At 35.6% G+C, this 26,249-nt stretch carries 15 protein-coding genes; all 15 read right to left on the bottom strand.

Annotated elements, in window-relative coordinates:
* Positions 1-57 precede the first annotated feature (57 nt).
* The 15 genes from sprA to Q1A60_RS00250 all read right to left on the bottom strand — a co-directional run bounded on the left by sprA (position 58) and on the right by Q1A60_RS00250 (position 26,249).
* Positions 58-7,578: a cell surface protein SprA gene (gene sprA / locus Q1A60_RS00320; protein WP_299762782.1), complete on the bottom strand. Its 7,521-nt coding sequence runs from the start codon at positions 7,576-7,578 to the stop codon at positions 58-60.
* Between the two features lie 55 nt (positions 7,579-7,633).
* Entirely contained in the window at positions 7,634-8,215 is a 582-nt protein-coding gene (gene ruvA / locus Q1A60_RS00315; RefSeq protein WP_299762779.1) for a Holliday junction branch migration protein RuvA, read from the bottom strand.
* A gap of 115 nt (positions 8,216-8,330) precedes the next feature.
* A complete protein-coding gene (locus Q1A60_RS00310) occupies positions 8,331-10,613 on the bottom strand; it encodes an NADP-dependent malic enzyme (protein ID WP_299762776.1) in 2,283 nt (760 codons plus the stop codon).
* 73 nt (positions 10,614-10,686) lie between these two features.
* The gene (locus Q1A60_RS00305; protein WP_363322558.1) at positions 10,687-11,634 is read right to left on the bottom strand and encodes a carbohydrate kinase; all 948 of its coding nucleotides are present in this window, start codon (positions 11,632-11,634) and stop codon (positions 10,687-10,689) included.
* A 3-nt stretch (positions 11,635-11,637) separates the two neighbouring features.
* Positions 11,638-12,807, bottom strand: coding sequence for a glycoside hydrolase 100 family protein (locus tag Q1A60_RS00300; protein WP_299762773.1), 1,170 nt, complete (start codon positions 12,805-12,807; stop codon positions 11,638-11,640).
* A gap of 45 nt (positions 12,808-12,852) precedes the next feature.
* Entirely contained in the window at positions 12,853-14,775 is a 1,923-nt protein-coding gene (locus Q1A60_RS00295) for an alpha,alpha-trehalase (protein WP_299762769.1), read from the bottom strand.
* Entirely contained in the window at positions 14,759-15,985 is a 1,227-nt protein-coding gene (locus Q1A60_RS00290; protein ID WP_299762766.1) for an MFS transporter, read from the bottom strand. The genes Q1A60_RS00295 and Q1A60_RS00290 overlap by 17 nt, the downstream gene beginning before the upstream one ends.
* Before the next feature lie 11 nt (positions 15,986-15,996).
* Complete coding sequence (locus Q1A60_RS00285; protein WP_299762762.1) at positions 15,997-17,463, bottom strand: MFS transporter; 1,467 nt, start codon at positions 17,461-17,463, stop codon at positions 15,997-15,999.
* A gap of 162 nt (positions 17,464-17,625) precedes the next feature.
* On the bottom strand, positions 17,626-18,549 hold the full coding sequence (gene queG, locus Q1A60_RS00280) for a tRNA epoxyqueuosine(34) reductase QueG (protein ID WP_299763762.1): 924 nt from the start codon (positions 18,547-18,549) through the stop codon (positions 17,626-17,628).
* Between the two features lie 7 nt (positions 18,550-18,556).
* A complete protein-coding gene (locus tag Q1A60_RS00275) occupies positions 18,557-19,906 on the bottom strand; it encodes a cytochrome P450 (RefSeq protein ID WP_299762759.1) in 1,350 nt (449 codons plus the stop codon).
* A 70-nt stretch (positions 19,907-19,976) separates the two neighbouring features.
* Positions 19,977-20,999, bottom strand: coding sequence for a Holliday junction branch migration DNA helicase RuvB (gene ruvB / locus Q1A60_RS00270; RefSeq protein WP_299762756.1), 1,023 nt, complete (start codon positions 20,997-20,999; stop codon positions 19,977-19,979).
* Positions 21,000-21,188: 189 nt separating this feature from the next.
* Complete coding sequence (locus Q1A60_RS00265; protein ID WP_299762753.1) at positions 21,189-23,015, bottom strand: cbb3-type cytochrome c oxidase subunit I; 1,827 nt, start codon at positions 23,013-23,015, stop codon at positions 21,189-21,191.
* Between the two features lie 32 nt (positions 23,016-23,047).
* The gene (locus Q1A60_RS00260; protein ID WP_299762750.1) at positions 23,048-24,118 is read right to left on the bottom strand and encodes a cytochrome c oxidase subunit II; all 1,071 of its coding nucleotides are present in this window, start codon (positions 24,116-24,118) and stop codon (positions 23,048-23,050) included.
* A 27-nt stretch (positions 24,119-24,145) separates the two neighbouring features.
* Positions 24,146-25,519, bottom strand: a complete 1,374-nt coding sequence (locus Q1A60_RS00255; protein ID WP_299762747.1) for a quinol:cytochrome C oxidoreductase — start codon at positions 25,517-25,519, stop codon at positions 24,146-24,148.
* A 34-nt stretch (positions 25,520-25,553) separates the two neighbouring features.
* Positions 25,554-26,249, bottom strand: a complete 696-nt coding sequence (locus Q1A60_RS00250) for a cytochrome c (RefSeq protein ID WP_299762744.1) — start codon at positions 26,247-26,249, stop codon at positions 25,554-25,556.

Below are 26,249 nucleotides of genomic sequence, written 5' to 3'. Positions count from 1 at the left end.
ATTATGTGGTTTGTTTATGCTTTCGCGAAAGCGTTTATAACACGCTTATCATCTATACTAGTTTCCGAAATTATATCTCAACGTAAATCCTGATCTAATTGTAGTCTGTGGGAATGCTGTTGATATTGCAAATGTAGAAAATGTATGATCATAAAAGAATAACGCTGTTAAATTTTTACTTAGCGCATAATCTGCTGTAAACTGTAATCCATATATATCTTGTCCAGCAGTTGTTTGACTATTATCGATATCAAGATATCTGATAATTGTTTCATTACGTCGTAAAGAAAGATCTGCTTTAAAGTTCAAGTCACTTTTAAGAACTTTTCTACGACCTCCAAAATTAGTGACAAACGTTAAATCTTTAATACGATATCCTAATCCTAGCACATATTCATCTCCTTTTATTTCTGTAAGGATATTATTATCAAAACTCAATCCTAAAGCTCTATCACGTTTTACTTCAGCAAGGATTTTTACAGAATTTTTCATTTCAAAATCCAAACGCATCAACGGCGTAAATTGCTCTGTTAATGTAACACTACCGTATAATGTAGGGTTTAAGAAATTTCCAGCTTGATCGGTTTGTGCTATTTCAGGGTTAAAATCTGTATCTCTATTAAAGGCTAAGTTTGTATTAAACTGGTTAATTGTATATCCAGCAGTATACCCATGTTGCATAGAAAACCTCTTAAAGTTCTGCTTAAACCATTTAAGACGCATAAGTCCTGTATACTTGATATTCCAATTAGGTAATGGGATATCTCTGAAAGGTCCTGTTTTTGTTTTTGAAACATCTCTACCTGTATAAGCTGCCAAGAATGCTGGCAATAATACAGACTGATTTGTACGTCCAAAACCTACAGGGAATCCATTTTCATCTCTTTCAAATTCAGTAGTACCATAAAAATTGGCAGCTAAACGATCTGCTACTTCAATACGATTAGATCTAAATGTATTAAATGCTTCTGAAAAATCTGAAGTACTCTTACTAAAAGCTGTACCTATTAATAATGTTGAGATATTAAAGTTTCCAAAATTATTACCTGTTAGAGACTCATACTGGAGTGTATTAGGGTCTATACGGTAATTTTCTGAATAGTTTTCTTGGAAAATACGATTAAAGTTAAGGTCTATATCCAAGTCTTTTATTAAACCAATACGTGCTTGTATTCCTAAATTTCTACTTTCAACTTCTCTATACTGCTGATTAAAATCTTGGAACAATGTAAGCCATCCATTACGAGCAGCTAATTCTCTTACCTCTGCTTGACTTCCAAAAATAAATCCTGCAGTTGGTCTTAAACTACCTGAAAACCCAATAGAAGGAAGATATCCTGGTAAAAAGATACCATTATCTTCTTGATAGTTTATTTGTACTCTCTTTATAGCAGTTAATAGACCTATACCTGTATTGAGTGCTTTATCTCCACCACCAAGTGTACTTGTAGTCCCTTCTTTCTTAGTGAGTGATCCTGATTTTGAATCTTCTTCATCTGTAGGTGAAGGAACTCCTCGTGATCTATCTTTGATGTTATTCCCTTTAGTCTTCTTAGTAAGCCCAATATATTTATAAAGCTTGTCCATCTCTAAGGTACTATTAATGGCATGTGTATTTCTATTTTCTACAGAATTCCCTAGATCTGGAATACCTTCAAGTGTCTGGAATTGCTGTGACCCTCGTTGCCAAGTATAACTTGCTGTATACGAATATGTCGTATTTGTAATCCATTCTAAAAATGGAAATTTATCAAAAGGAAGATCATAGTTTAACTGCAATGTTCCAAAATGCGTATTAGGTTGTCCTATATCAAAGAACCCATTATATACGCCAAATCCTTCTATTTCATCTCCATTATCATCTAAGAAACTAGGATTTCCATCATTATCTAAATAATTACGCACAATACGATTATGACTTACATCATAATTAAATCGCAAACTATTTGTGATTGGAAAATTCACACTGTATTGCCAATCAAAAAGATAATTACGTTGAAAAAGTCTAGGGATACTAATATCACTTTCACTACCTAAAAGGTCTCTGAATTTTTGCTCATTATACTGTCTTACAATATTAGAACTCACAGAAATATTAGATGGTAAATAGTTGAAATTAAAATCTTTAAGGAATTTCCAGTACTTTCCTGTAAATAACGAATCATTTTTCTTAAATGGCTCTACAGGTTTGTTTTGAAAATCAAAACTATACGTTCCTCCAAGACGAACATTCTGATCTCTAGATTGCTCAATTTCAAAATCTTTATGATCTGTCTGGTTATACGAATAAGAGAATGTTAAGTTTTCTACATCATAAGGCTGTGGTTTCTTATCGCCTGTACGTTCCTTACGAACTCCTATAAAGTTGATACTTTTACGTCTTGTATAATCTATTGCTGCACCTTCTATATCATCTCGTTCTTCTTGTGTTGCTGCATTATCTAATCTATCATCTAGTTCTAAATCTAAAAACTGAGGATCAAACTTTGGTGTAATAATCTCTTCACCTATTGCATAATTAAAAGGCAATTGAATTCCCCACTTTTTAGGTAATAACTGTCCTACATTTACATTGGTAACCACATCATATTGGAATACATCTTCAAGACTACGTTCTGCAGGCCCTTGTTCTATACTTCCAAATCCTACTGTGCTCTGTCTACCTGTCGCAGATACGGTAGCAAAGTCAGCTATATTTCCATCTGCATTTACCACTGCTGCCCATCCTCCTTCATTACTTAAATCTGAAAGACGAAGCTCATTAAACCATACTTCTCCTCCTATTTCACCGGGAGAACATCCAATATCGATACTTGTTCTTGGGTTCCCGTTTTTAACTCCCAGCATTAATGTTCTTATATCTCCAAAACTAGGCAATCCTTTGATACCTATACGAAGTTCTCCAGGGACATGACAGATGATCGCAGGGTTTACACGGTCTCCATTTTGATCAAAATACGTAATGGCATCAGGATCATCTTCCACATCCCCTGAAATCACTTTAGCCTTAATAGTCTGTAGTAATTCTAAATCAAGATTCATTTCATTTGCGGCAGGCCATATCGCTTCTCGATTAGTCTGAGCCACATTGAATGGCGTTGGTTCTAATCCTAATTCTATTTGATAGAAATTACTATTAAGGTCTGTACCCATACGCACAAAACCAACAATATTGTCATTATTCAATCCATCACTGCCATCTTCAGATAATGCCTCTGCATGCATGAACATTCGCAGATTCTTATACTGTCTCATATCTAGATTATAAAACTTATAGACCCCTCTCGAATCTTGTTCTTCTAGACCATTTACACGTATAGAGAGTGATTGTTCGTTTTGACGAATATTATTATTATTATTATTTAATCGTTCTCTTTGTACGCCAGGAGGTAAATTATAGGGTACCGGAGATCGAGTCTCATTTGCTTCTATATTTACCGCAGCAACTTCAAACAATGTATTATCATTATCATTATTTGGCTCTGTAGGATCTAGCGTCAATAAATACCTTCTAAAATCACCACGCACTAAATCTAACGTACCAAAACGGAGAATTACATCATTTTGCCAGTCACTCATGTACATACGCATAAAACGTATGGCTCTAAAATCAGAAATACCTCCTACTACATTTGTAGCTTGGCTAATAGGAACTCTGAATTGCACCCAGCGTGTTGGTAATGAAGAGCCATCTTGTGTGGTTACTGTAAGTTCTCGAACATCAGTCACAAATTCGTTTGTCTCAATATTAAGAGTCCCTGGATTGATATCTAGTTCATATTCATAATAGGCATCAATCGTATTCATCGTATTATCACGGTTGACATCTTCTATATCTGGGAATGTAGTAGATCCCCTATTGGTTTGAGTAACCTCCACTGGTGAGTTTCCTTGTAGGTTATTAAATGCTTTATAACGCTCAATAACATCTCCTTGAGCATTCAAGAAATAATCATAATTATCTCCTGCTGGATCAGGAAGTCCTGCAAATCCAGGATATAAATTTGCTTCTTCAGCATCATTTAGCCCGTCATACCCAACATCTTGGTTATTACGAGCTGCCCCTTCTGTATCAAAAGCATATACTAATGATTGATTGGTTGGTACTTTTCCCCAGTTTGTCGTGGTAGTTGCTTCATCAAATCCATCTTGAGGGAATGCCACTTCAGGCAATCCATTTTCATATTGCTTACGACCATCTTTCAGAATATCTTCAGAAATACTTCCTAAGTTTATGGTCAATTTACCTCCAGGGTTGGTCGTATCATTATTAGCAAAAAACGGATCTAATAACCAGAATTCAACAAATTCTACATTTGCTTGTTCAAAATCTGTAGAAGTAAGTTGCCTCATTATACCTCCAAAATTCTGTTCTGGATTATTTAATTGTTCATCCTGTGCATCTACACTAAAGTTATAGGGTCCCCTTTCATCTGGGAAGTATGCTAAATCAAGTGTAAATAAGGCTTGTGTTTGCCCAGCTACGATATCTTGTTGTGGGAAAATTTCATCTCTAAAAACACGACGTGTTTCTGGCAATGAAAGGTCTGTATCGGATATTCCTCCTGGGCGTTGTGAATTATAAAAAACAGGATCAATGGTATACCAAGCTAATTTTGCTCTTCTAAAACCTCCTGCGATATCGTTATTAGGTAATTCCCCTCCAAAACCTACTGGAGCAGAAGATAAAAACCATTGCAAAGGACTACTTACATCAATGGCTGTTTGCGAAGCCTCAAAATCTTCTATATAGGATGTCGCTTCTCCATTGAAATCAGTTCCTTTAGGTTGTCCTGGAGATAAGAATGCTGCCTCTCCTCGTATCGAAAAGTTGGAAGGCGCATCTGTATCTATATTTGGTAATTTATTTACCATTCTTGTTAAGAATGGGATCTCTGTTGAATAACTAGCATTGATTCCAAATATGGTATTATTTATAGGTTCAAAACTATAGGTTGCTTTTTGTGTTAATGGTCGTTCATTTAAATTTAAGAAAGTTCCTCCAACAATGAAATCATCACTAAAACGATGCTCTATATTAAGTCCTGTAAAGCGTTTGTTCTGTTGTCCAAAAACAGCATTATTCTCTACAGATGCCGTAATAGGAATACCCGAAGCTTCTAAAGATTTATCTAATATAATTACACGACCTAACTGATAATTTACGGTATAGTCTAATCCTTCAACTAAAGGACGTCCTCCTGCTGTTACAGTAACAGATCCTTGAGGGATATTAAATGCACCTAATGATATGCCTTGTTCTTGAGCAGATTTATAACGCCCTTTTAATAAGAACTTATTTTTTTCTGCATTATCACGGGCAATTGTCTTTGTAGATTGATATAATGTATTATATACATATTTTGCTTGATGTTCATTGTAAGTATCTTCATCTTCATAATCTTCATCATTAATCATATCTACTTGATTCCTATCTTGCCTTAATAACTCAAACAAATGCTCTCCAAAAGGCTCCACAGTAGTAAAAACAATACTTCCACTCTGTAAGTGCACAGTAGTCCCAGGCACAAAATCAAAAAAACCATCACCGCCAGTTTGTGGATCTCCAAAAGCAGTAAGCCTATCCATATTAAAAACTCTTAAAAGAGTATTACTCTCTAAGAAACCTCTATCTGGATTTGTTATAGCATTTTCAAGATTTTCGATAGGCATGATCTGAGGATTAACACTCGCATCGTCAGTCACTCCATTAAAACTATAAGGTAAATCTTCTACAAGAACTCCATTGTCGGTAGATGATACTGGAACACCATTCTTAATAGGTGTAATAAAATTTAAAGGAGAAGGATCTGCATATACGATATTCATACGGAAACCATCTTGTTCTAATTGAAAGGCTCCTAGAGGGTAGATGTTTTTCATCATTAAATCCCAAACAGGCTCTTGAACATTTGTCAAATTACTCTTAAGCATTTTAACAACAAGGTTTTGTGGACTTCCAGCCTGACCCGCAGGAATTACACTATCTAAAATACCATTTCCATCGGCATCTTGTCCATTTGGCACACCATCTCCATTGACGTCTGCATCTGCGTCATCAGCAATACCATCTTGATCTTGATCGGGTCTTCCCTGTCCAAAATCAGCATCGGCGATATCTGGAATACCATCGTCATCAGCGTCTGGACGATCTCCATTTGTTGCTTCAATACCATCATTTGCAAATTCTCCTACTTGAAAAACTTGACCTCCCACTGTATACTGGAATGCAACTCCAAGCACCTCATCATTATTTAATCGTTGATTTAACGAAACATATCCTAATCTAGGATACAATGTATATTGATTAGGTTGTAGTTTACGTGCATTTTCTAGTAACACATAGTCTACTCCATCACTTACTTGCACACCTCCAAATCCTTGTTGCACTGTTGCAACATCTCTAATGGCATTACTAAGTACTGATTGCACACTTGCGTCTGTAATCCCTCTTGGATTAAAATCATTATTGGCATTATCAGGAAATGCACTTGCTGGATTATTTATAAATCCTGCAGGTGGGAAATCTAATCCTATATTTGATGGATCTGCTTCCCCTATATCTTGAATAGCGACAATATTACGAGCATCTTGCGTTTGGTTTTGTCTATTGGTAATCCAAACTTCCATACGTGTAATTTGGATATTGTTATTAATAAATGGGTAATTTCTTAAAGACTCATCATACGTATCTCTAAAGTAATGCGCTAAGAAAAAGTGTCTGTTCTCATCATAATCTAATGCTGCTACTTCAAAATCCTGAACAGTTGCTCCACCTTCTGCAGTTACTGTTCGAGGCTGTGATCTATTTTCTGCAAAAACAGCTGTAATATTTGTTTTCCCAAATTGGAGTTCTGTCTTAACTCCAAATAAACTTTGAGATCCTTGTATTAAGGAACTATTAAGAGGCATTGCGACGTTACCTACTTCTATTTTTTGAATGATATCATCTTCGGTAGGTGTGTATTCTAATTTAATTTGATTCTGAAAATCAAATGTAGACTCTGTATCGTAGTTTGCAGTTACTTGCAAACGTTCTCCTACTTTACCTAATAAACTTAAACTAATACGTTGATCAAAATCAAATGTTAGGTTACTTCTGTTACGAGGAGAAAAGGCAGGATTATCCTGCTTGGTAAATAATACCCCTAAATCCATCTCTACAGATCCTTGAGGTGTAAATTCAATTTTATCACCTCCAAAAATGGTTTGAAAGAGGTCTGATTTCACATAAAGTGTAGGTATTAAACTCTTTTGAGCATCTTTCCCTTCATCTGTTCTCCCATCTAATGCCGCTACTTTCTCATCAAAATATTGTTTCATCTGCTCATCTCTAAGGCGACGAAAATATTCTTCAGGTGTTAAAATAAGTGGGTAATTAATATTAAAAGACCCTAATTGCTCTGTATATACATATCGATCTGTTTCTGGATCGTAGGTGTATTTTGAAACAATACTATTAGGATTAGGCAATGATAAATTTCCAAAAGAAAATGTAGTTGGTACTGAATCTTGCGGTGTTGGTTGGTTACCTTCTTGTGCTGTTAATGAAGACGTCCCTAAGAAGAACAAACTCATAACAGCTAATAAAAGTATGCGAAATTTTAAGTAATATTTTGTCCCCAAAATGGCTTTATAATTTTTTTAATGCTTCTTTTATAATGATCTCTACACTAGCCTCTGGCTTTTCTTTAAGAATTTGCATACAAACTTTTTCAGATTGTTTTCTTGCAAAACCTAATGTTTCTAATGCTGATAACGCTTCTTCTTTGTGTGTATTGCTCTGTAAGGCAGAATTGACATCTAAATCAAACACTTTTAAGATTTTATCTTTTAAATCTAAAATGACACGTTGAGCCGTTTTTGCACCTATCCCTTTGATTCCTTGAATTGTAGCTACATCATTAGATGCTATTGCTTGTTTTATTTGATCAGGATGTAAAGAAGACAACATTGTTCTAGCTGTACTCGTTCCTATTCCGGAAACAGAAATTAATAATCTAAATATCTCACGTTCCATCACATCCATAAACCCATATAGGGTATGGCTATCTTCTTTTACCTGAAGGTGTGTATAAATAGATATTGCCTCTGTTTGTGGCAAAGCAGAAAAGGTATGCAGCGATATATTAACAAAATAACCAACCCCATTGCAGTCTACGACCACATAGGTTGGATTTTTTTCGATAAGCCTACCCCTTAAATGAGTAATCATCTTTATTTCTAGTGTTAAGCCCGTAAATGTAAGAAAATATCTTTACCAAGAGTCATCATTACGGATAGATTCTTAATAAGTACGCTTTCGCGAAAGCGTACTTAAAAACAATATACTACATACCGTGCTTTTCTTTCTTTTGGGCATCTATCACTGCAATAGCTGCCATATTTACCATTTCATCTACACTAGCTCCCAATTGCAACACGTGTACCGGCTTACGCATTCCTAACATAATTGGACCGATATTGTCAGCCTTTTCAAGCTCTTTTACCATCTTATAGGTAATATTTGCGCTATCAATATTTGAGAATACTAATGTATTTACTTTCTTTCCTGCGAGTTTCGAAAATGGAAACTTACTCTGTAACATATCTTTATTCAATGCAAAGTCTGCTTGTACTTCTCCATCTACAATAAGATCTGGATAGTGCCTATGTAAATAAGCTACGGCTTCACCAACCTTTGTTGCTTTTTCATTAGTTGACGAGCCAAAATTAGCATAGCTTGTCATTGCTACAACAGGCTCTAAACCAAACATTTTTACTGTAGTCGCTGTCATTTGGGCAATGTATGCCAATTCTTTTGCCGTAGGATCTATATTAATAGACGTATCTGCTAAGAACAAAGGACCACGAGATGTAATCATTAAGTTACAAGCGGCTACTTTTTGCACTCCTTTTGCAGGCCCAATCACTTCCAATAAAGGCTTTACAACAGAAGGATAGCTTCTACTATGACCAGAAAGCATACAGTCTGCATCGCCTTCATTTACCATCATAGCTGCAAAATAATCACGTTGTCTTAGTAATTTTTTGGCTTCAAAAAGTGTAATCCCTTTGCGTTTACGAGCTTTCCAATACAACTCTGCATAGGCATTGACTTGTGGTATTTGTTCTTTAGATTTTGGATCTATAATCTCTACATCTGCATCAAAATCTATTTCTGCTTTTAACTCAAGAATGACTTCTCTATTTCCTAACAATACTGGAATTGCAATCCCTTCATCATGTACAATTTGTGCTGCTTTTAGGACATCTAATTGATCTGACTCAGCAAAAACAATACGTTTAGGGTCGCGACGTGCTCTATCCAATAATAATCGTACAATCTTATTATCTTCCCCTAGTCGTTCTAACAATGCATCTTCATAGGCATCCCAATCTTTTATAGGCTCTTGTGCTACACCACTTTCCATCGCTGCTTTTGCAACTGCTGGGGGTACTGTAGTGATCAATCTTGGATCAAAAGGTTTAGGGATGATATAATCTTTTCCAAATGTAAAGCGCGTTTCTCCATAGGCAATATTTACTTGTTCAGGAACAGGTTCTTTAGCTAGATTAGCTAAAGCCTTTACCGCTGCCATTTTCATTTCTTCATTAATTCCTGTAGCTCGCACATCAAGTGCTCCTCTAAAGATAAATGGAAACCCAAGTACATTATTTACTTGGTTAGGATGGTCTGAACGTCCTGTAGCCATAATAATATCTTCACGTGTACGACACGCTAAATCATAGGCAATTTCAGGATCTGGATTTGCCATGGCAAAGACAATTGGATTTTCTGCCATAGAACGTATCATCTCAGGGGATACGATATCTGCAATAGAAAGCCCTACAAATACATCTGCATTTTCCATAGCTTCATCAAGTGTATCTATTTTTCTATGGGTAGCAAATTCATCTTTTTCTTTGCTTAACACTTCTCTATCTTTTCTAATAACACCCTTACTATCCAGCATTACTATATTTTCGCTACTAGCACCAAAAGCTTTGTATAAACGCGTACAAGAAACTGCGGCAGCTCCCGCCCCACTTATAACAATACGAACATCTTCTATATTTTTACCAGCAATTTCTAAGGCATTTAATAATGCGGCTGCAGAAATAATTGCCGTCCCATGTTGATCATCATGCATCACAGGAATATCAAGCTCTTCCTTGAGCCTGCGTTCTATTTCAAAGGCTTCTGGGGCTGCTATGTCTTCTAAATTAATTCCACCAAATGTAGGCGCTATATTTTTTACTGTTTCTATAAAAGCATCTACATCTTTTGTTCCTACTTCTATATCAAATACATCTATTCCTGCAAAAATCTTAAAAAGCAATCCTTTCCCTTCCATTACAGGTTTTGATGCTTCAGGACCAATATCACCTAATCCTAAAACAGCAGTTCCATTGGATATAACAGCAACTAAATTTCCTTTTGCTGTATACTTATAGACATTTTCTACATTTTTTTCGATCTCTAGACAAGGCTCTGCTACTCCTGGAGAATATGCTAACGCAAGATCTCTTTGAGTGGCATATTTTTTTGTAGGAACCACTGCTATTTTACCTGGTGTTGGTTTTGCGTGGTAAACGAGTGCTTCTCGACGTTTATTATTGTACTTTTTCATAGTTGGTCATTGACTTGCAAAAATAAGGTATTCTAATGGCTCATGCATGGATTACTTACAAACATGAATCTCTTTATGTAATTCTCAATAATTCGGATAAGACATCCATGTTCTGTGGTAATCTGCCTACATTCTGTAATTTAATAGCGGCTAATGCTAAGGCAATTTTTAAACATCGCTCTACAGGAAATTCTTTTAAATAAGCAAATAGGAAACCACTCCAAAACGCATCTCCTGCTCCAGTGGCATCCATGATGTTTTCTACTTTTTCGGCAGGAAGGGTTATGGGCGTATTATGCTTTCGCGAAAGCGTAACACCACGACTCCCTAATGTCAAACATACTACACTCACATTAAGATGATCGTGAAAGAATGTAAAGATTTCTTCATGTGAAAGGCGCTCTTCAAAAAGACGTTCCATATCATCTTCACTAATTTTCACCAATGGATCATATTGACAATAGGTTTTTAGCGTCTCCATGGCCTTTAATCGATCTGGCCATATAATGGGAGAATAATTGATATCTATACTTAAGGTAACGCCTAAGTCATGTGCTTCTTTTGCTTTTGCTAAAATGGTATTACGAGACGGATTCTTACTTAGGGCGAAAGCAGTCGTATGAAAAATACGTGTTTTCTCTAGTGCCTCTGTGGGAATCTGATTTTCGGTAATCATGACATCTGCCTTCCTAAAAGGGATAAAATCAGGAGTACCTGTTGTTTTTGAAACAAATATAACAGAGGTAGGCTGTATGGCATCTTTACGTACATACGTTACAGGAACTCTATTGTCATTCAACTTATCTAAAATATAGGTTCCAAAACCATCTTCTCCTATGGTACTTGCCAGACATACATTCACTCCCAATCGAGCCATATTCATCGCTACGTTTGTAGGAGATCCTCCTAAATACCGATGATAATCTTTTGTTTCTTCTATACGAGCTTCTTCTTGATGTCCTATAAAATCAATAAGTGTTTCTCCTACACAAAAAATATCTATGTTATCTATATGATTCACGTATTAGACTAGTAATTTATTATTAGTTAATGTTTGCTCAAGCAACACACTTCCTGCAGCACTCCACGTACAAAATGGCACTCCATTAGGGGCTCCTGTTTTAGAATTGAAATTTTCATAAAAGCGCCAATCTTCTACTTGATTTAATTTTTCAATTTGAGCGTGTACCTGTCGGGCTTTTTCTTCTTCTTTATGAATTGCTAACCCCATACCGTAAAAACCATTTACCATTTGCCAAGTCCCGCCATTATGAAATTCGTATGGATAATTACGGAATTCATATTTGCAATTATTGGTCAGCCATTTCCAATCATCATCTCCTTCTTGTATCACTGGCCAAAACGCAGGAACCAACTGCAAATCTAATGAAAGACGAAGGGTTTCCGTATAGTTTATCAATTCTTTATGATCTTGGGATTCTCCTATATTTAATAGAAGTGCTAAACTGGTTGCAAAGGCATCAAATTGGGTTTGATATCCTGCAGGCTCTAGGGAAGCTACCCAATAAGGCGTTTCTTTTAGTTCCTTATATGCATTGGGGTGATATCGATTTTCTTTAGAAGTACTTTTTTTATAGTTAGCAACTATTTTTTCTGTAATCGCTTTTTCTTTTTTTCTCAAAGTCACATCGTCATCAAAGTGTAAATATGATCGTAATGCCCAAAGTCGTAACAATTGATCATATAATATAAATCCTTGTGTAGGGTATTCATCAGCCCAATTACCACTGCGAGGTACGTACATTAAATCTCCTGCGTTGTACTCCCAACTTTGTTGAATCTGAAATCCTTTATGAATATGTGGTTGTAATTGCTTAAAAAAAGCGGTATCTCCTGTTTTATATGTGTATTGACAAACCCCAATAATAAACCAAGCAACCGTGTCTACACGGCCTGCTAATCCGCCATAACTTACAGACGATTTTTCTCCTTCAAAATATACATTGGAAGGAATCATTCCATTTTCATGTTGGTGATCTGCTAATGTACGCAAGGTATTTTTCATCGCAGCAACCAATGTTTTGTCACCATCTAGGATTCCAGCTAATCCGCAAATCACTCCATCACGCGCCCATACTCTTTTATAATTTGCAATATCATTTGCACTAGCTAAAAAGCCCTGAGGCGTTGCTACTTTTTTAAGGAGTTGTATTGCGTGTTGGTATGGAGTCAATGGATTGTTGATTGTTGATTGTTGATTGTTGATTGTTGATTAAAACTACGAAAACAAGGTATCTGGATCTACTAATTGATCTAGTTTATTTCTTAGATCAGTATTTAATAGTGATAGTCCATATTGATAAGAGGCATTCATCCACCCAAAACCACTGGTAGTAATATAATCAAACTCAGTTCCTACATTACCGTACTCTGCATATACTTTATGTGTACAAGCAACTACATCATATTTTTCAGGAATGGTTCCGTTATAATCGACAGCATTTCGAGTAATCATCCATAACCATCTATAGATAAGCTCTTGTAGTTCGTCTTCAAATTTTTGAATTTTGAGCCCTCCCCATATCATCATTTGATGTGGTGCCCATCCGTTAGGATAATCCCATTGGCGTTGCACTGCTCCTTCTGGCACTTGTGCATGCATGGCTTTTGATGTGCCAGCGATTCCTCCTTTTTCTTTGAGATCTCGCATCAAACTTTTAACCATTTTAGACACTCTTTCTTGATCTACAAGTCCTGCCCAAAATGGAAAATAATTTGAGGCACTTTCAAAGTTTGTTTGTTTTCCCGTTTCAAAGTTATAATCAAAATACTGACCTGCTTCTTCATTCCACATCAAAGTATTCATACGCTCTGCTCTTTCTTCAGCTTCTATAAACCAATGCGAACCATTATATCCTTCAAACTCTCCATCAAAATAGGTGTCGATTATATAACCAAAGTCCAATTCATATTTATATAACAAACTATTTAAATCTACTGTATTCAAGTCGGCACATACATCGTCCAATCGCCAAGAGGTGTCATGTCCACTTTCTCGTAGGCTTCGGTCATGCGTAAAATAAGTGTCTAGTTTAGGTTCTTGCAATTCTCCTGATTGGTACAACGTTGCAAATTCTTTTACGGAAAGCGGTTTTCCCTCTTTGTCAGTGCGACTCGCACCTTTCGCACTTCGACTTTGCTCAGCATAAACTTCTGCGTCACATTGCTCCTTGAAAGCGGATAACACATCATCAAAATGTCCCTCTTCGGTTTCTGGAGGAATCCCAATACCTTGTGCATAATAACGATTCAATCCATTTTCTGTAAGACGTGGTGCTTGCATCCAAACAGTTTCATACTCTTGAATTGCCACCTTTAAAACACTTGCTAACCATTCTTTTCCAATAGAAGGATCTGCTTCATATACTTTATAAATAAACGAACTCAAAAAAGGCGGTTGCGTTCTAGTAAGATAATAGGAACGATTTGCATTTAATATTTTCCCATAATGCGTAATCTGATAGCAGAAGTTATCTATCATCGCTTTAGCAAGATCGATTCGGCCATCTATGATTAATCCAACACCCTCAAAATAACTATCCCATCCGTACATTTCATTGAATCGACCTCCGGGTACTACAAACGGCACTCCTTTTCCCTCTTGCAATGCCAATGCTAAAACACCTGGTTTGTCATTAATTGATTTGACATATGTTGGTGTAATATCTTCAGGGAGTATCACAACTTCTAGATTCGGAAATTGTTGTTGTATATTTTGATAATAAGCAACGCCTTCTGTATCTGTTACGGGAACATATAGTCGCTGTGTCGTATCTATAGCTTTATCATCTCCTAGACTTTTACGCAAGCCGTCAGCATCTAATGTACGCGTAAGATCATCCCAAAAGTAATCTTTGATCATTCTTGATACGCGAGCGGAAGGTGTTTCTTCTATTTTAGATAATGGAATTGTAGCTTCGGTTTTCCCAAGTGTTTTTTCTAGAGCTAATTCTTGAAGAAAGTTTGATAAGTGATAAGTGCCTTTTATGACATACGCTTTCGCGAAACCATTCTCAGAAAGAAGGTCTATTGTAAAAGCCTTAGGCCCTTTATCTTCTATTGTGATTTTTTTATCTCCATCGGTATCTTCTTGAGATAGTAACCGCTGAAGTGTTTCTTCTATGTTACCCTTGAACTGCATTGTTTTCTGTTAATTTTTTTAAGATGAAATAACATATTAATAAAACAGTCATTGGTATAAGTGTAAAATAAAATGCTTTTTGCGCACCGACTTCTTTAAACAAATACCCAATAATACGACTCCCTATTGTTCCTCCTAATGCAGAAAAAATAACAATCAAACCTGTCATAGGACTATGTAATGTTTTAGGTAGTGCAGATAATACTACAGAATTTAACAATGGATATATAGGAGCAATAAATAGCCCTATAATTGGAAATGCAAACCCTAAAAGAGGAATATCACTTATATTTTCTACTCCACTAACTTCAAGGTTTAAAAGTTCAGGCAACACAAAGAGCACTAATGCCATCGCAATAATAGTACATCCAGACAATACGTATATCCAACTTATTTTTCTAGTAAGAGCTCCTGCTAACAACCTACCTATACCTAAGGATATAGCTAGAATGCTAGCCATCATTATTGCCGTATTCTCTGTAAGTCCTAGTACTCTCTCATTAAAAGTAGGCAACCAAGTCATGATCCCTTGTTCAATCATTACAAACAGAAAAGCACTAATAACAAAAATAATAATCAGCACCTTACTTAATAACTTAAACATTTCGACAAAATCTTCTTTAACGTTGCTTCCTTCTGGTTGTGGTGGATTTTCAAACTTTGTAAAAAGCAGTATTACAAAAGAAATTACAGTCATAGCTGCTAACAACCAATATACATTTAACCAGGCATCTGGCTGCCCTTCTGTATTAAAAGCAGGAAATAGATAGTACGCTAGAGCAATACCAAACATAAAGACCCCCTCTATTGAACTCATTAAAGAATTATGTTCTTTTGTACTATAAGTGACTAATCCTATGACAGAATATACAGATACTTTAATCAAAGCAAAAGAAGCACCTACTGTTGCAAAGAGAAGTTTTGCTGTATCAAAACTATTTCCGAAATACATAGCAATACAACCTATTGTAACCAATGCAAGAGCAATAAGCATTGCTTTCTTATATCCTAATCGCGGTAAAAAGGAAGCTACTAAAAAAGATACAATCGCAATAGGCAAATCTTTAAATGCTTCTAAAATACTTGCTGTATCTTCCGCTACTCCATAATTATTAAGAGATTTTAAAATCACAATCCCTACACTATTCAGAAGAATAGCAAACACAAAGTAATTAAGATAAAGTGACAGTTTTACGCCAAAATGTTTCATAACTTAAGGATTTATATATCTGTTACTGATGCTGATACAGATCGTTTTAATCGTAGGGCTAATAATGCCGCGATGATAAAGAATACACCTCCAAACAAAATAGCATTTACAGCATTATTATTTAATAAATTCTTGATAATTGGACCAAATGTAACAGTTTGTATAAGCATAGGGATTACAATCATCATATTTACAATACCCATATAGACTCCTCTTTTATCTTCCGGAATTACTTTAGATACCATGGCATATGGAATTCCCATCATGGCTGCCCACCCAATACCAAATAAAACCATTGGTAGTAACAACATGTATTCATCTTTTATAAAAGGCATGCTTAGCATTGCAATCCCTGCAAATACAAGGCTTACTACATATACATTACGAGAACCATATTTCTTAGCAAAAGGCACCAATGCTAATGCTACTAACATGGTCACTAGGTTATATGATCCATTCATTAAACCTGTTTGCGCTAATGCTTGTTCCGATATTTGTTGAAAACCTTGTGCAAATGAGGTATCCGTTGTACTTATTGTCTCTCCTGCTTTACAAGCAGTCATAATACCTTCGTATCTCTCGCTATCTTCAGGTGTCTGACCATATAAGCTTGAGCGTATCATAGGTGTAATAAATTGCCAATACACAAATAAAGCATACCATTGAAAAAAGTAAACAGCAGCTAATTTCCACATCATTTTAGGCATGTGACCTATAGCTCCAAAAATTTCAACTATCGGTTCTATTGCTCTTTGGAAAAATGATTTTTCATTTTTTTCTTGTTGTAACTTTTCTAGTTCTTCTTCACTTGGAGGAATTTCTGGCGTTTTCCAAACTGACCAAGCTATCGTTGCTACTGACGCAAAAGCACCTAAGAAAAAGGAGTAATATACCCAAGTAGGTATTGCAGATACTGTTTCTGTTGCCGTACTGCATAAACTAGCAGTTTCTTCAGCAGGCACACTAAACCAATCTTGAAATAGAAAGAGTGAAAAGTTAGCAATTGTTATACCCGCTCCTACAAACAAACTTTGCATTTGATATCCAAATGTAAGCTGATCATCATTCAGTTTATCACCAACAAAAGCTCTATAAGGCTCCATAGCAGTATTATTTGCAGCATCTAATACCCATAATAGACCAACTGCAAACCACAATCCTGGACTAAAAGGAAACGCTAGTAAACATAGACTTCCTAATATGGCTCCAATCAAGAAAAAAGGTTTTCTTCTTCCTCCCCATTTTGGAATCCATGTTTTATCACTTATCGCTCCAATAATAGGTTGGATTAAAAGTCCTGTTACTGGTCCTGCCAAGTTAAGCAAAGGCAATTCCGCATGATCGGCTCCTAGAAATGAAAAAATAGGATTAACAGCTGTTTGTTGTAAACCAAAACTAAATTGAATTCCGAAGAATCCAACATTCATATTCCATATTTGCCAAAAAGAAAGATTAGGCTTTTTAATATTTTTAAACATACTGCTCATTTTTAAGAAAGAAAAAAATGCTATTTACATATCATAAATGCATTTTTGTAGTAGTAATATCTGGATTTTTTCTGAAACTATATAGGTTTTATAACAAATACTCAACGAAAACGATTTCGTAAAAATTACTTGAAAATGCAATAGAAAGAGAGGTTATTCTTTTAAAAACTGAATGTTACGTAGTAATCCTGTATACTTTGTCCTTTTTACCGCTGATTTCTTAAAGACTTCAGCAAACACTTCCTGCGTGATCTCTTCCCAATCTTTCTTTGAATATTCTAGTAGTTTTGGATTTGGATCAAACAAAGGTTCGCTGTGTGATTTGCTAAATCGATTCCATGGGCATACATCTTGACACACATCACATCCAAACATCCAATCATCAAAAGACCCTTTTACTGATTCAGGTATCGCTTCTTTTAACTCTATCGTAAAATAACTAATACATTTACTCCCATCTACTTTATAAGGTTCCACAATTGCTTGTGTAGGACATGCATCAATACATGCAGTACAACTCCCGCAATGGTCTGTAACAGGCGTATCATATTCTAGGTCAAGATCAATAATCAACTCTGCAATAAAATAAAACGAACCTGTTTTTTTAGAAAGCACATTTGTATGCTTTCCCATCCAACCTAATCCACTTTTTACTGCCCATACTTTGTCAAGTACTGGAGCACTATCTACAAAAGCACGACCACCTACTTCACCTATTTCCGACTGAATATAATATAGTAACTCTTTGAGTTTGTCTTTGATTACAAAATGGTAATCGGTGCCATATGCATATTTTGAAATCTTATAAGAATCTTCTTTTTGAATTTCACTTGGGTAATAATTAAGTAATAAGGAAATCACACTCTTAGAACCTTCTACCAGTTTAGTAGGGTCTAGTCTTTTGTCAAAGTAGTTTTCCATATAACGCATCTCTCCATGCATATTATTAGTAAGCCACTGCTCTAATCTAGGAGCTTCTTCTTCCAAAAATCCAGCCTTAGAAATACCACAAGACATAAAGCCTAAGCGTTTTGCTTCAGCTTTAATGAGCGCAGTATGTTTTGCTCGATTTTCAATCACTTCATCAACGAGGTATAAACTCTAAAATCGCATTTTGCGGTTTTAATGTAATTAAAGGTTTGATCTCTATCGGAGTCTCTTTCTTCTTTATTTTATACTTTTTTACAACTTCAGCAATCGCAAGTACCATCTCATACATTGCAAAATTATTCCCTATACACATACGTGGACCTGCTCCAAATGGAAAATAGGCTTTGTGTTTCATTCCTGCATTATCTGCAAAGCGATCAGGATTAAAAGATTCAGGGTCTTCCCAATACTCTTTATGCATGTGGATTTCCTTAATAGAAAACAACAAGCTAGATTCTTTTGCTATCCTAATCTCATCAAATTCATCTGTTTCATAATTCACACGATCCACAAAATATGCTGGCGGATATAATCGCATAGACTCTTCTATAACTTGTTTGGTGTACTCACAGTGTTTAATATATGCTAGTAATGATGTTGTATCCGCTTTCGCGAAAGCGGAATCCTTCTCACTCCCATTGCATTCAGCATATACCTTTTCTTGAATTTCAGGATACTGCGCAAGGAGTTGTAATGTAAATGTAAGTGCATTTGATGTCGTCTCATGACCTGCAACAAATAGAATTAATATCTCATCTATTAATTGGGATTCGTCCATACCTGTACCATCTTCATAACGAGCATCTAGCAGCATATCAAGAAGGTCATTTTGTCGCTCTCCACTTTCTCTACGTTCACTCACGAGTTTCTGTAGAATTTCCCGAGCTTCTATTGTGAGGTCTATGTGTTTTTTGATGGGTCCACCATATTTAAAATACAATGTTTTAAAAGGCTGTCGTAATTCCTTAACAAGCATCTGTTGTGCAGCTTCTGTAATGTACTGTAGCCTTTTAATAATCATAGGGTCTATCTGAGTTCTAAACAGAGCCTTTGCTACGGTTTGAAACGCAAGATCATTTAATATCGGAAAGATATCTATAGCTGTATTAGGCTGAATATGGCGCATTTCAATCTGGATAGCTTCCAAAACAGTATCCAGCAACTGTTCTAGTTGTTTTTTATGAAATGCCGGTTGTATGAGTCGGCGTTGTTTTTTCCAAAGTTCTCCTTCTGAAGTAAGCAATCCTTTCCCCACATACTTAGAAAGGTCTTTCGTCTGAATTTTGGATTTTGTATAGTTACGTTGGTTTTTCTGCAATGTATACATTGCGAATTCGGGGTTTCTGGAGAATATCACCGAGTTACCCATTCCTAATTTTAAGCGAAATGTATCTCCATTTTTTTCAAAGTTCTTATGATGAAAAGGTAATGGGTTCTTAACAATCTTATTTGCATTTTTAAGAAAACTAAAAAAAGAAACTGTGGGAATTTTTTTTTCTTTCAAAATACGATTGTTATATGATTACACTTCTTGTGGTTTGTTTGTAACACATCTGCTACTCTGAGCATTTCCATTAAAATAAACCTCCTTGTACAGGCCCTTTGGTTCTGCCTAAATGGCGATAGGCTTCTTCTGTCACTTCTCTTCCCCTAGGAGTACGCATGATGAAACCTTGTTGTATTAAGAAAGGCTCATATACTTCTTCTATGGTTTCTGCACTTTCTGAAACAGCCGTTGCTAATGTGGTGATTCCTACAGGCCCTCCTTTAAACTTATCGATAATAGTAGCCAGTATCTTATTATCCATTTCATCTAATCCGTGTGCATCTACATTTAATGCCTTCAAACTAAACCTAGCAATTCCTATATCTATAGTGCCATCACCTTTTATTTGTGCAAAATCACGCACACGACGCAGTAATGAGTTTGCAATACGAGGCGTTCCTCTACTCCTTCCTGCTATTTCTATAGCAGCTTCCATAGAAATAGGCACTCCTAAAATATGGGAACTACGTTGCACGATAGAAGTGAGTAACTCTGTACTATAATATTGTAATCGAGAAGAGATTCCAAAACGAGCTCTCATAGGTGCTGTAAGCAATCCTGATCGTGTCGTTGCGCCTACTAACGTAAACGGACTCAAATCAATCTGCACTGTGCGTGCATTGGGTCCTGTCTCAATCATAATATCAATACGATAGTCTTCCATCGCTGAGTATAAATACTCTTCAACTATAGGACTTAAACGATGAATCTCATCTATAAATAGCACATCGCGTTCTTCAAGGTTTGTCAATAAACCTGCAAGGTCTCCTGGTTTATCTAATACAGGGCCTGATGTGATTTTTATATTTACATCTAGTTCATTTGCAAGAATATTGGCTAAGGTTGTTTTTCCTAACCCTGGAGGTCCGTGAAATAGTGTATGATCTAAAGCTTCTCCTCTTAAATTTGCAGCTTGCACAAAAACCTTAAGATTCTCTAACACTTGATCTTGACCTGTAAAATCTTCAAAGGACAGTGGACGCAAAGCGCGTTCTACATCCATCTCTTCATGAGAGTATTGATTACTTGTCGGATCTAAATGTTCATTCATAGTATGATTGAATAATCGTGTTACACAAATATAAGGATTGTCTTAGTACGCTTTCGCGAAAGCGTAAAAAGTATCTCACAAACTTATAACGATTAAAACCAATGTAGGTATTAGAAGTTTCTAAAAAATAGGTCAAAACAAAAAACCCATTCTGATTAGAATGGGTTTTTAAAATATCTATATCACATCTTAGTGATGCATTTCTTCTTCATTATCTTGTAATGGAATATGTTGTGGCGCAAAATCTTGACCAGGAATCACATAATCAGATTCATCCTTGTTCAGTTTACTATAATCATATGCCCATCTGTGTACTTCTGGAATAGGTCCATCCCAGTTTCCGTGAATATGCTTTACTTCAGCTGTCCATTCTAATGTATTAGATTTCCAAGGGTTTTTAGGTCCTTTCTTTCCATAGAACATAGAGTGAATAAAGTTGTATAAGAATACTAATTGTGCTGCTCCTGTAATGAAAGCAAAAATAGTAATCGCAATATTCACATCCGAAAGATCATCAAAATAAGGGAATGCTGTATTTGTATAGTAACGTCTTGGAAGACCTGCCATACCAATAAAGTGCATTGGGAAGAAAATTCCATAAGCTCCAATTACAGTTACCCAGAAATGAACATATCCTAAATTTTTATTCATCATTTTCCCTTCAAACATTTTAGGGAACCAATGATACACTCCTGCAAATAACCCATATAGCGCAGATATACCCATTACTAAGTGGAAGTGAGCTACTACGAAGTATGTATCGTGTACATTAATATCAAGTGTACTATCTCCAAGAATAATTCCTGTTAAACCTCCAGAGATAAAGGTAGATACTAATCCAATCGAGAATAACATTGCAGGATTGAACTGTAGATTTCCTTTCCAAAGTGTGGTTATATAGTTGAATGCTTTAACGGCAGAAGGAATTGCAATTAATAGTGTTGTAAATGTAAACACAGATCCTAAAAATGGATTCATTCCTGAGATAAACATATGGTGACCCCATACGATTGTAGATAAGAATGCAATCGCGAGAATGGATGCAACCATAGCTCGATATCCAAAAATTGGTTTACGAGAGTTTGTTGCGATAATCTCTGATGTTATTCCTAATGCTGGTAATAATACAATGTATACTTCAGGGTGACCTAAGAACCAGAATAAATGTTCAAATAATACAGGAGAACCTCCAGAGTTATGTAATACTTCTCCTCCTATGTAAATATCTGACAGGAAGAAAGACGTACCAAAACTTCTATCCATAATAAGCATTAATGCTGCAGATAATAATACCGGGAATGATACTACTCCAATAATTGCAGTTACAAAGAATGCCCATATTGTAAGAGGAAGACGTGTCATTGTCATTCCTTTTGTACGTAAATTTAATACTGTAACAATATAATTAAGCGATCCTAAAAGAGAAGATGCGATAAATATTGCCATAGATACTAACCATAGTGTCATACCCATTCCTGAAGCAGAAATACTATTAGGAAGTGCACTTAATGGAGGATAGATCGTCCATCCTGCTGCAGCTGGTCCAGACTCTACAAAGAGAGAGAGTACCATAATAACTGATGAAAGGAAAAATAACCAGTAAGACACCATATTTAAGAAACCTGATGCCATATCTCTAGCTCCAATCTGTAATGGAATTAAGAGGTTACTAAATGTACCACTAAGACCTGCTGTCAATACAAAGAATACCATAATAGTACCATGTATCGTGATAAGTGCAAGATATACATTAGGATCCATTACCCCATCTTTACCCCAATCACCTAATAATACTTCATAAATAGTAAATTGATGATCTGGCCAAGCTAATTGTAAACGGAAAAGCAATGACATTGCAATACCTATAATACCCATGATCAAACCAGTAATTAAATACTGCTTTGAGATCATTTTATGGTCTGTACTAAAGATATACTTTGTTACAAACGTTTCTTTATGATGATGATGTCCATGATCGTCATGTGCGTGATCTAACCCTGCTGCGTGTGCTGACATAATCTGTATACTTCTTTAATTAATTTTTCTTTTTAATTTCCTGCTATTTTCTTTCCAAATGTTTCTTGTTGTTTCATCCAAGCGTCATATTCTTCTTGTGTTTCAACAACAATTTTCATTTGCATGTTGTAGTGTGATGCACCACAAATTTTATTACATAGCAAGTAATAATCAAATTCATCATATTCATCTATTTCACCATTACCTGCTGCAATAGACTTTTTGTTTTTCTCTTTTCTGATTTCTTTAATCACCTGCATCTTATCTTTCATGTACTGTGTCTCACGAATTTCTGCAGTGGTTTTTGAAGGTGTAAAAGAGAATTGTGTAATCATACCAGGAACAACATTCATTTGCGCACGGAAATGTGGCATATATGCTGAATGTAATACATCTTGAGATCTTAATTTAAAGATTACTTGACGTCCTACAGGTAAGTGTAATTCTGAAGTAATCACATCATCCATTGCATCTTGATCACTTAAATCTACACCTACAGTATTTGCTCCTTCTATAAAACGCACATTTGCGTTTCCTAAAATATTATCTTCTCCAGCATAACGAGCTTCCCATGCAAATCGCTTTGCATATAACTCTATTACAATAGCATCTTCTTCTTCTTCGAAGTTCATAATATCAGACCACGTAAATAATCCATAGATTATAAGACCCGCTAGAACAATTACTGGAATGATTGTCCATATAAATTCTAATTTATCATTATCTGCATAAAACAAAGCTCTATTACCCTTTTTACCTTGGTATTTATATGCAAAATAATGGAGTAATGCTTGTGTTATAACTTGAACCACCATAATAAGTGCAAGCGATATAAACATTAATGTATCATAACTAGAACCATGTTCTGAAGATGCCTCTGGCAAATAGAATTTACTATAATTCCAGAAACAATATATTGTTATAAAATACATGAAGATAAGGAACATAATCATCAACTTACCGTTCACACGGTTGTCCTTATCATTTGCTATTTGTCCGTTTTCACTATTCCCTTTAAGTTGAGACAACTTAAAGATTTTTGACATTTGCCAAATTGTAACTACAAATAGAATTACTACGATGAGTGCTAATAAACCTGTCATTGCTTTCTAACTTCTTTTATCTATATACTAATAGTGAAAATGTTTACTTTCTTCAATAAGCGGATTACGCTTAGGCTCTAATGGACGTTTTGTAAGTGATCTAAATACTACAAAAATGAACAATCCAAGGAAGAATAATAATGATCCTATCTCAACAAAACCAAACGACCATGATTTTCCTACAGTTGCTGGCATAACCATATTAAATAAATCTACATAGTGTCCTAATAGAATTACAATACCCGCCATAACTACAAACCAATTTACTCGTTTGAAGTCGCTATTCATTAATAATAATAATGGGAAAACGAAATTCATACCAAGCATTGCAAAGAAAGGAAGGTTATAATCTTCTATCCTTGTAATAAAGTATGTTACTTCCTCTGGAATGTTTGAATACCAGATTAGCATAAACTGAGAGAACCAAAGGTATGTCCAGAAAATACTAAAAGCGAACATAAATTTTGCTAAATCATGAATATGACTGTCATTCACTTGTTTTAAATATCCTTGAGATTTCAGTACCATTGTTACCAATGCAATTGTTGTAATTGCACATACCATCATTCCTGCAAATACGTACCATCCAAATAATGTACTAAACCAGTGTGGATCTAATGACATAATCCAGTCCCAAGACATGATTGATTCTGTATAAATAAAGAATACAAGAAACATCGCTGCAGCTTTGAAAGACTTTTTATGCCATCTATTATCAGTTGCTTCGTCTTGGTTTTTGCTAAATTTCAGAGCAAAAAATCTATAAAGGTTCCATCCTAAAATGAAGAATGCTGCTCTTCCTAAGAAAAAAGGAACATTTAAGTATCCTGATTTACCATCTATTAATTTATCATAATGAGCATTTTCTGGATCGGTAATACCCTCTGCCATCCAATGAAACATATGATTTACATGAGAACTTGATAAACATAATAATACAAACATAATAATACTACCAGGTAGTAAATACGCTGTAATTCCTTCCATTACTCGAAGCACCAATGGTGACCATCCTGCTTGTGAAGCATATTGTATTGCATAAAAAGCAAGACACGCTAATGCTATCATAAAAAAGAAGAATGCAGCAATATAGATAGCAGACCAAGGTTTATTTTGATACTGCCCTAATACATGCTCATTATGTTCTTCTGGAGTCATCTCGTGACCTCCCTCACTATGAGAAGACTTTTCACCATGAGCAGCAGTTTCTCCATGACCATTGTCATGTGTTGCTTCTGCTTCGTGACCACCTCCGTGTCCTCCGCCATGCGCTGCTTCCATAGCTGCCACTTCTGCCGTAGTACTAGGTAAGTTAGCATAATCTACTGCAAACAATATCGCACCAACAGCCATGAAAATGAAGGCTGTGAGTCGTAAGTTTTTAGATAATTTATAATCCATATCCTTTTAATTATCGCTTTTTCAGTTAGTGTATTTAGTGCTCAGTACCGTGATCTTCTTCGGTAGTAGGGTGTTCTTCAGTCTCATGTCCTCCTTCATCTGCATGTGTTTCTTCTGTATGAATTTCTTCAATAACTTCTACCACATCATAAGCACGAGGCTCTTTCTTATCTAATTTATCTTTTAGAGACATTACATAGTGATCTACCATCCACATCTCTTCTTCTGTCATTTGAGAAGCATAAGACCCCATAGAGTTAATACCATAATACATAACATGATATACACTTCCTTCAGTAATAGCCCTACCAGCATCATTATAAGCTGGCACACCTAATATTTTTTCACGTTCTACAAGCTTCCCATTACCATCTCCTTTTTTACCATGGCAAATACCACAATAAATATCGTAAAGCTCTTGTCCTTTTGCTTCAGTCTCTTCAGTAAAAGGAAGTTTATTTTTAAGATTTGCTTTCGCAAACTCTTTCCCTTCATTTGTATTTTCTATCTCATAAGGCATCCACCCACGTGCTATTGATCCTTCAGCTGGTTTCATTGCTGACGACCCTCCAGTTACGTCTTCAAACACTTCATAATCACCATAGGTTTCATAACCTGCTGACTCATACATATTAGGCATATACTGATAGTTAGGCTTATTATCTTCCTTACAAGAACCTAAACTTATAATGGCAATAAGTACGATAGCTATTTTGAATATATTCTTCAT

The sequence above is a fragment of the uncultured Dokdonia sp. genome (assembly GCF_947492535.1).
Lineage (GTDB): Bacteria > Bacteroidota > Bacteroidia > Flavobacteriales > Flavobacteriaceae > Dokdonia.
This window is presented reverse-complemented; position numbering and strand designations above follow the sequence as displayed.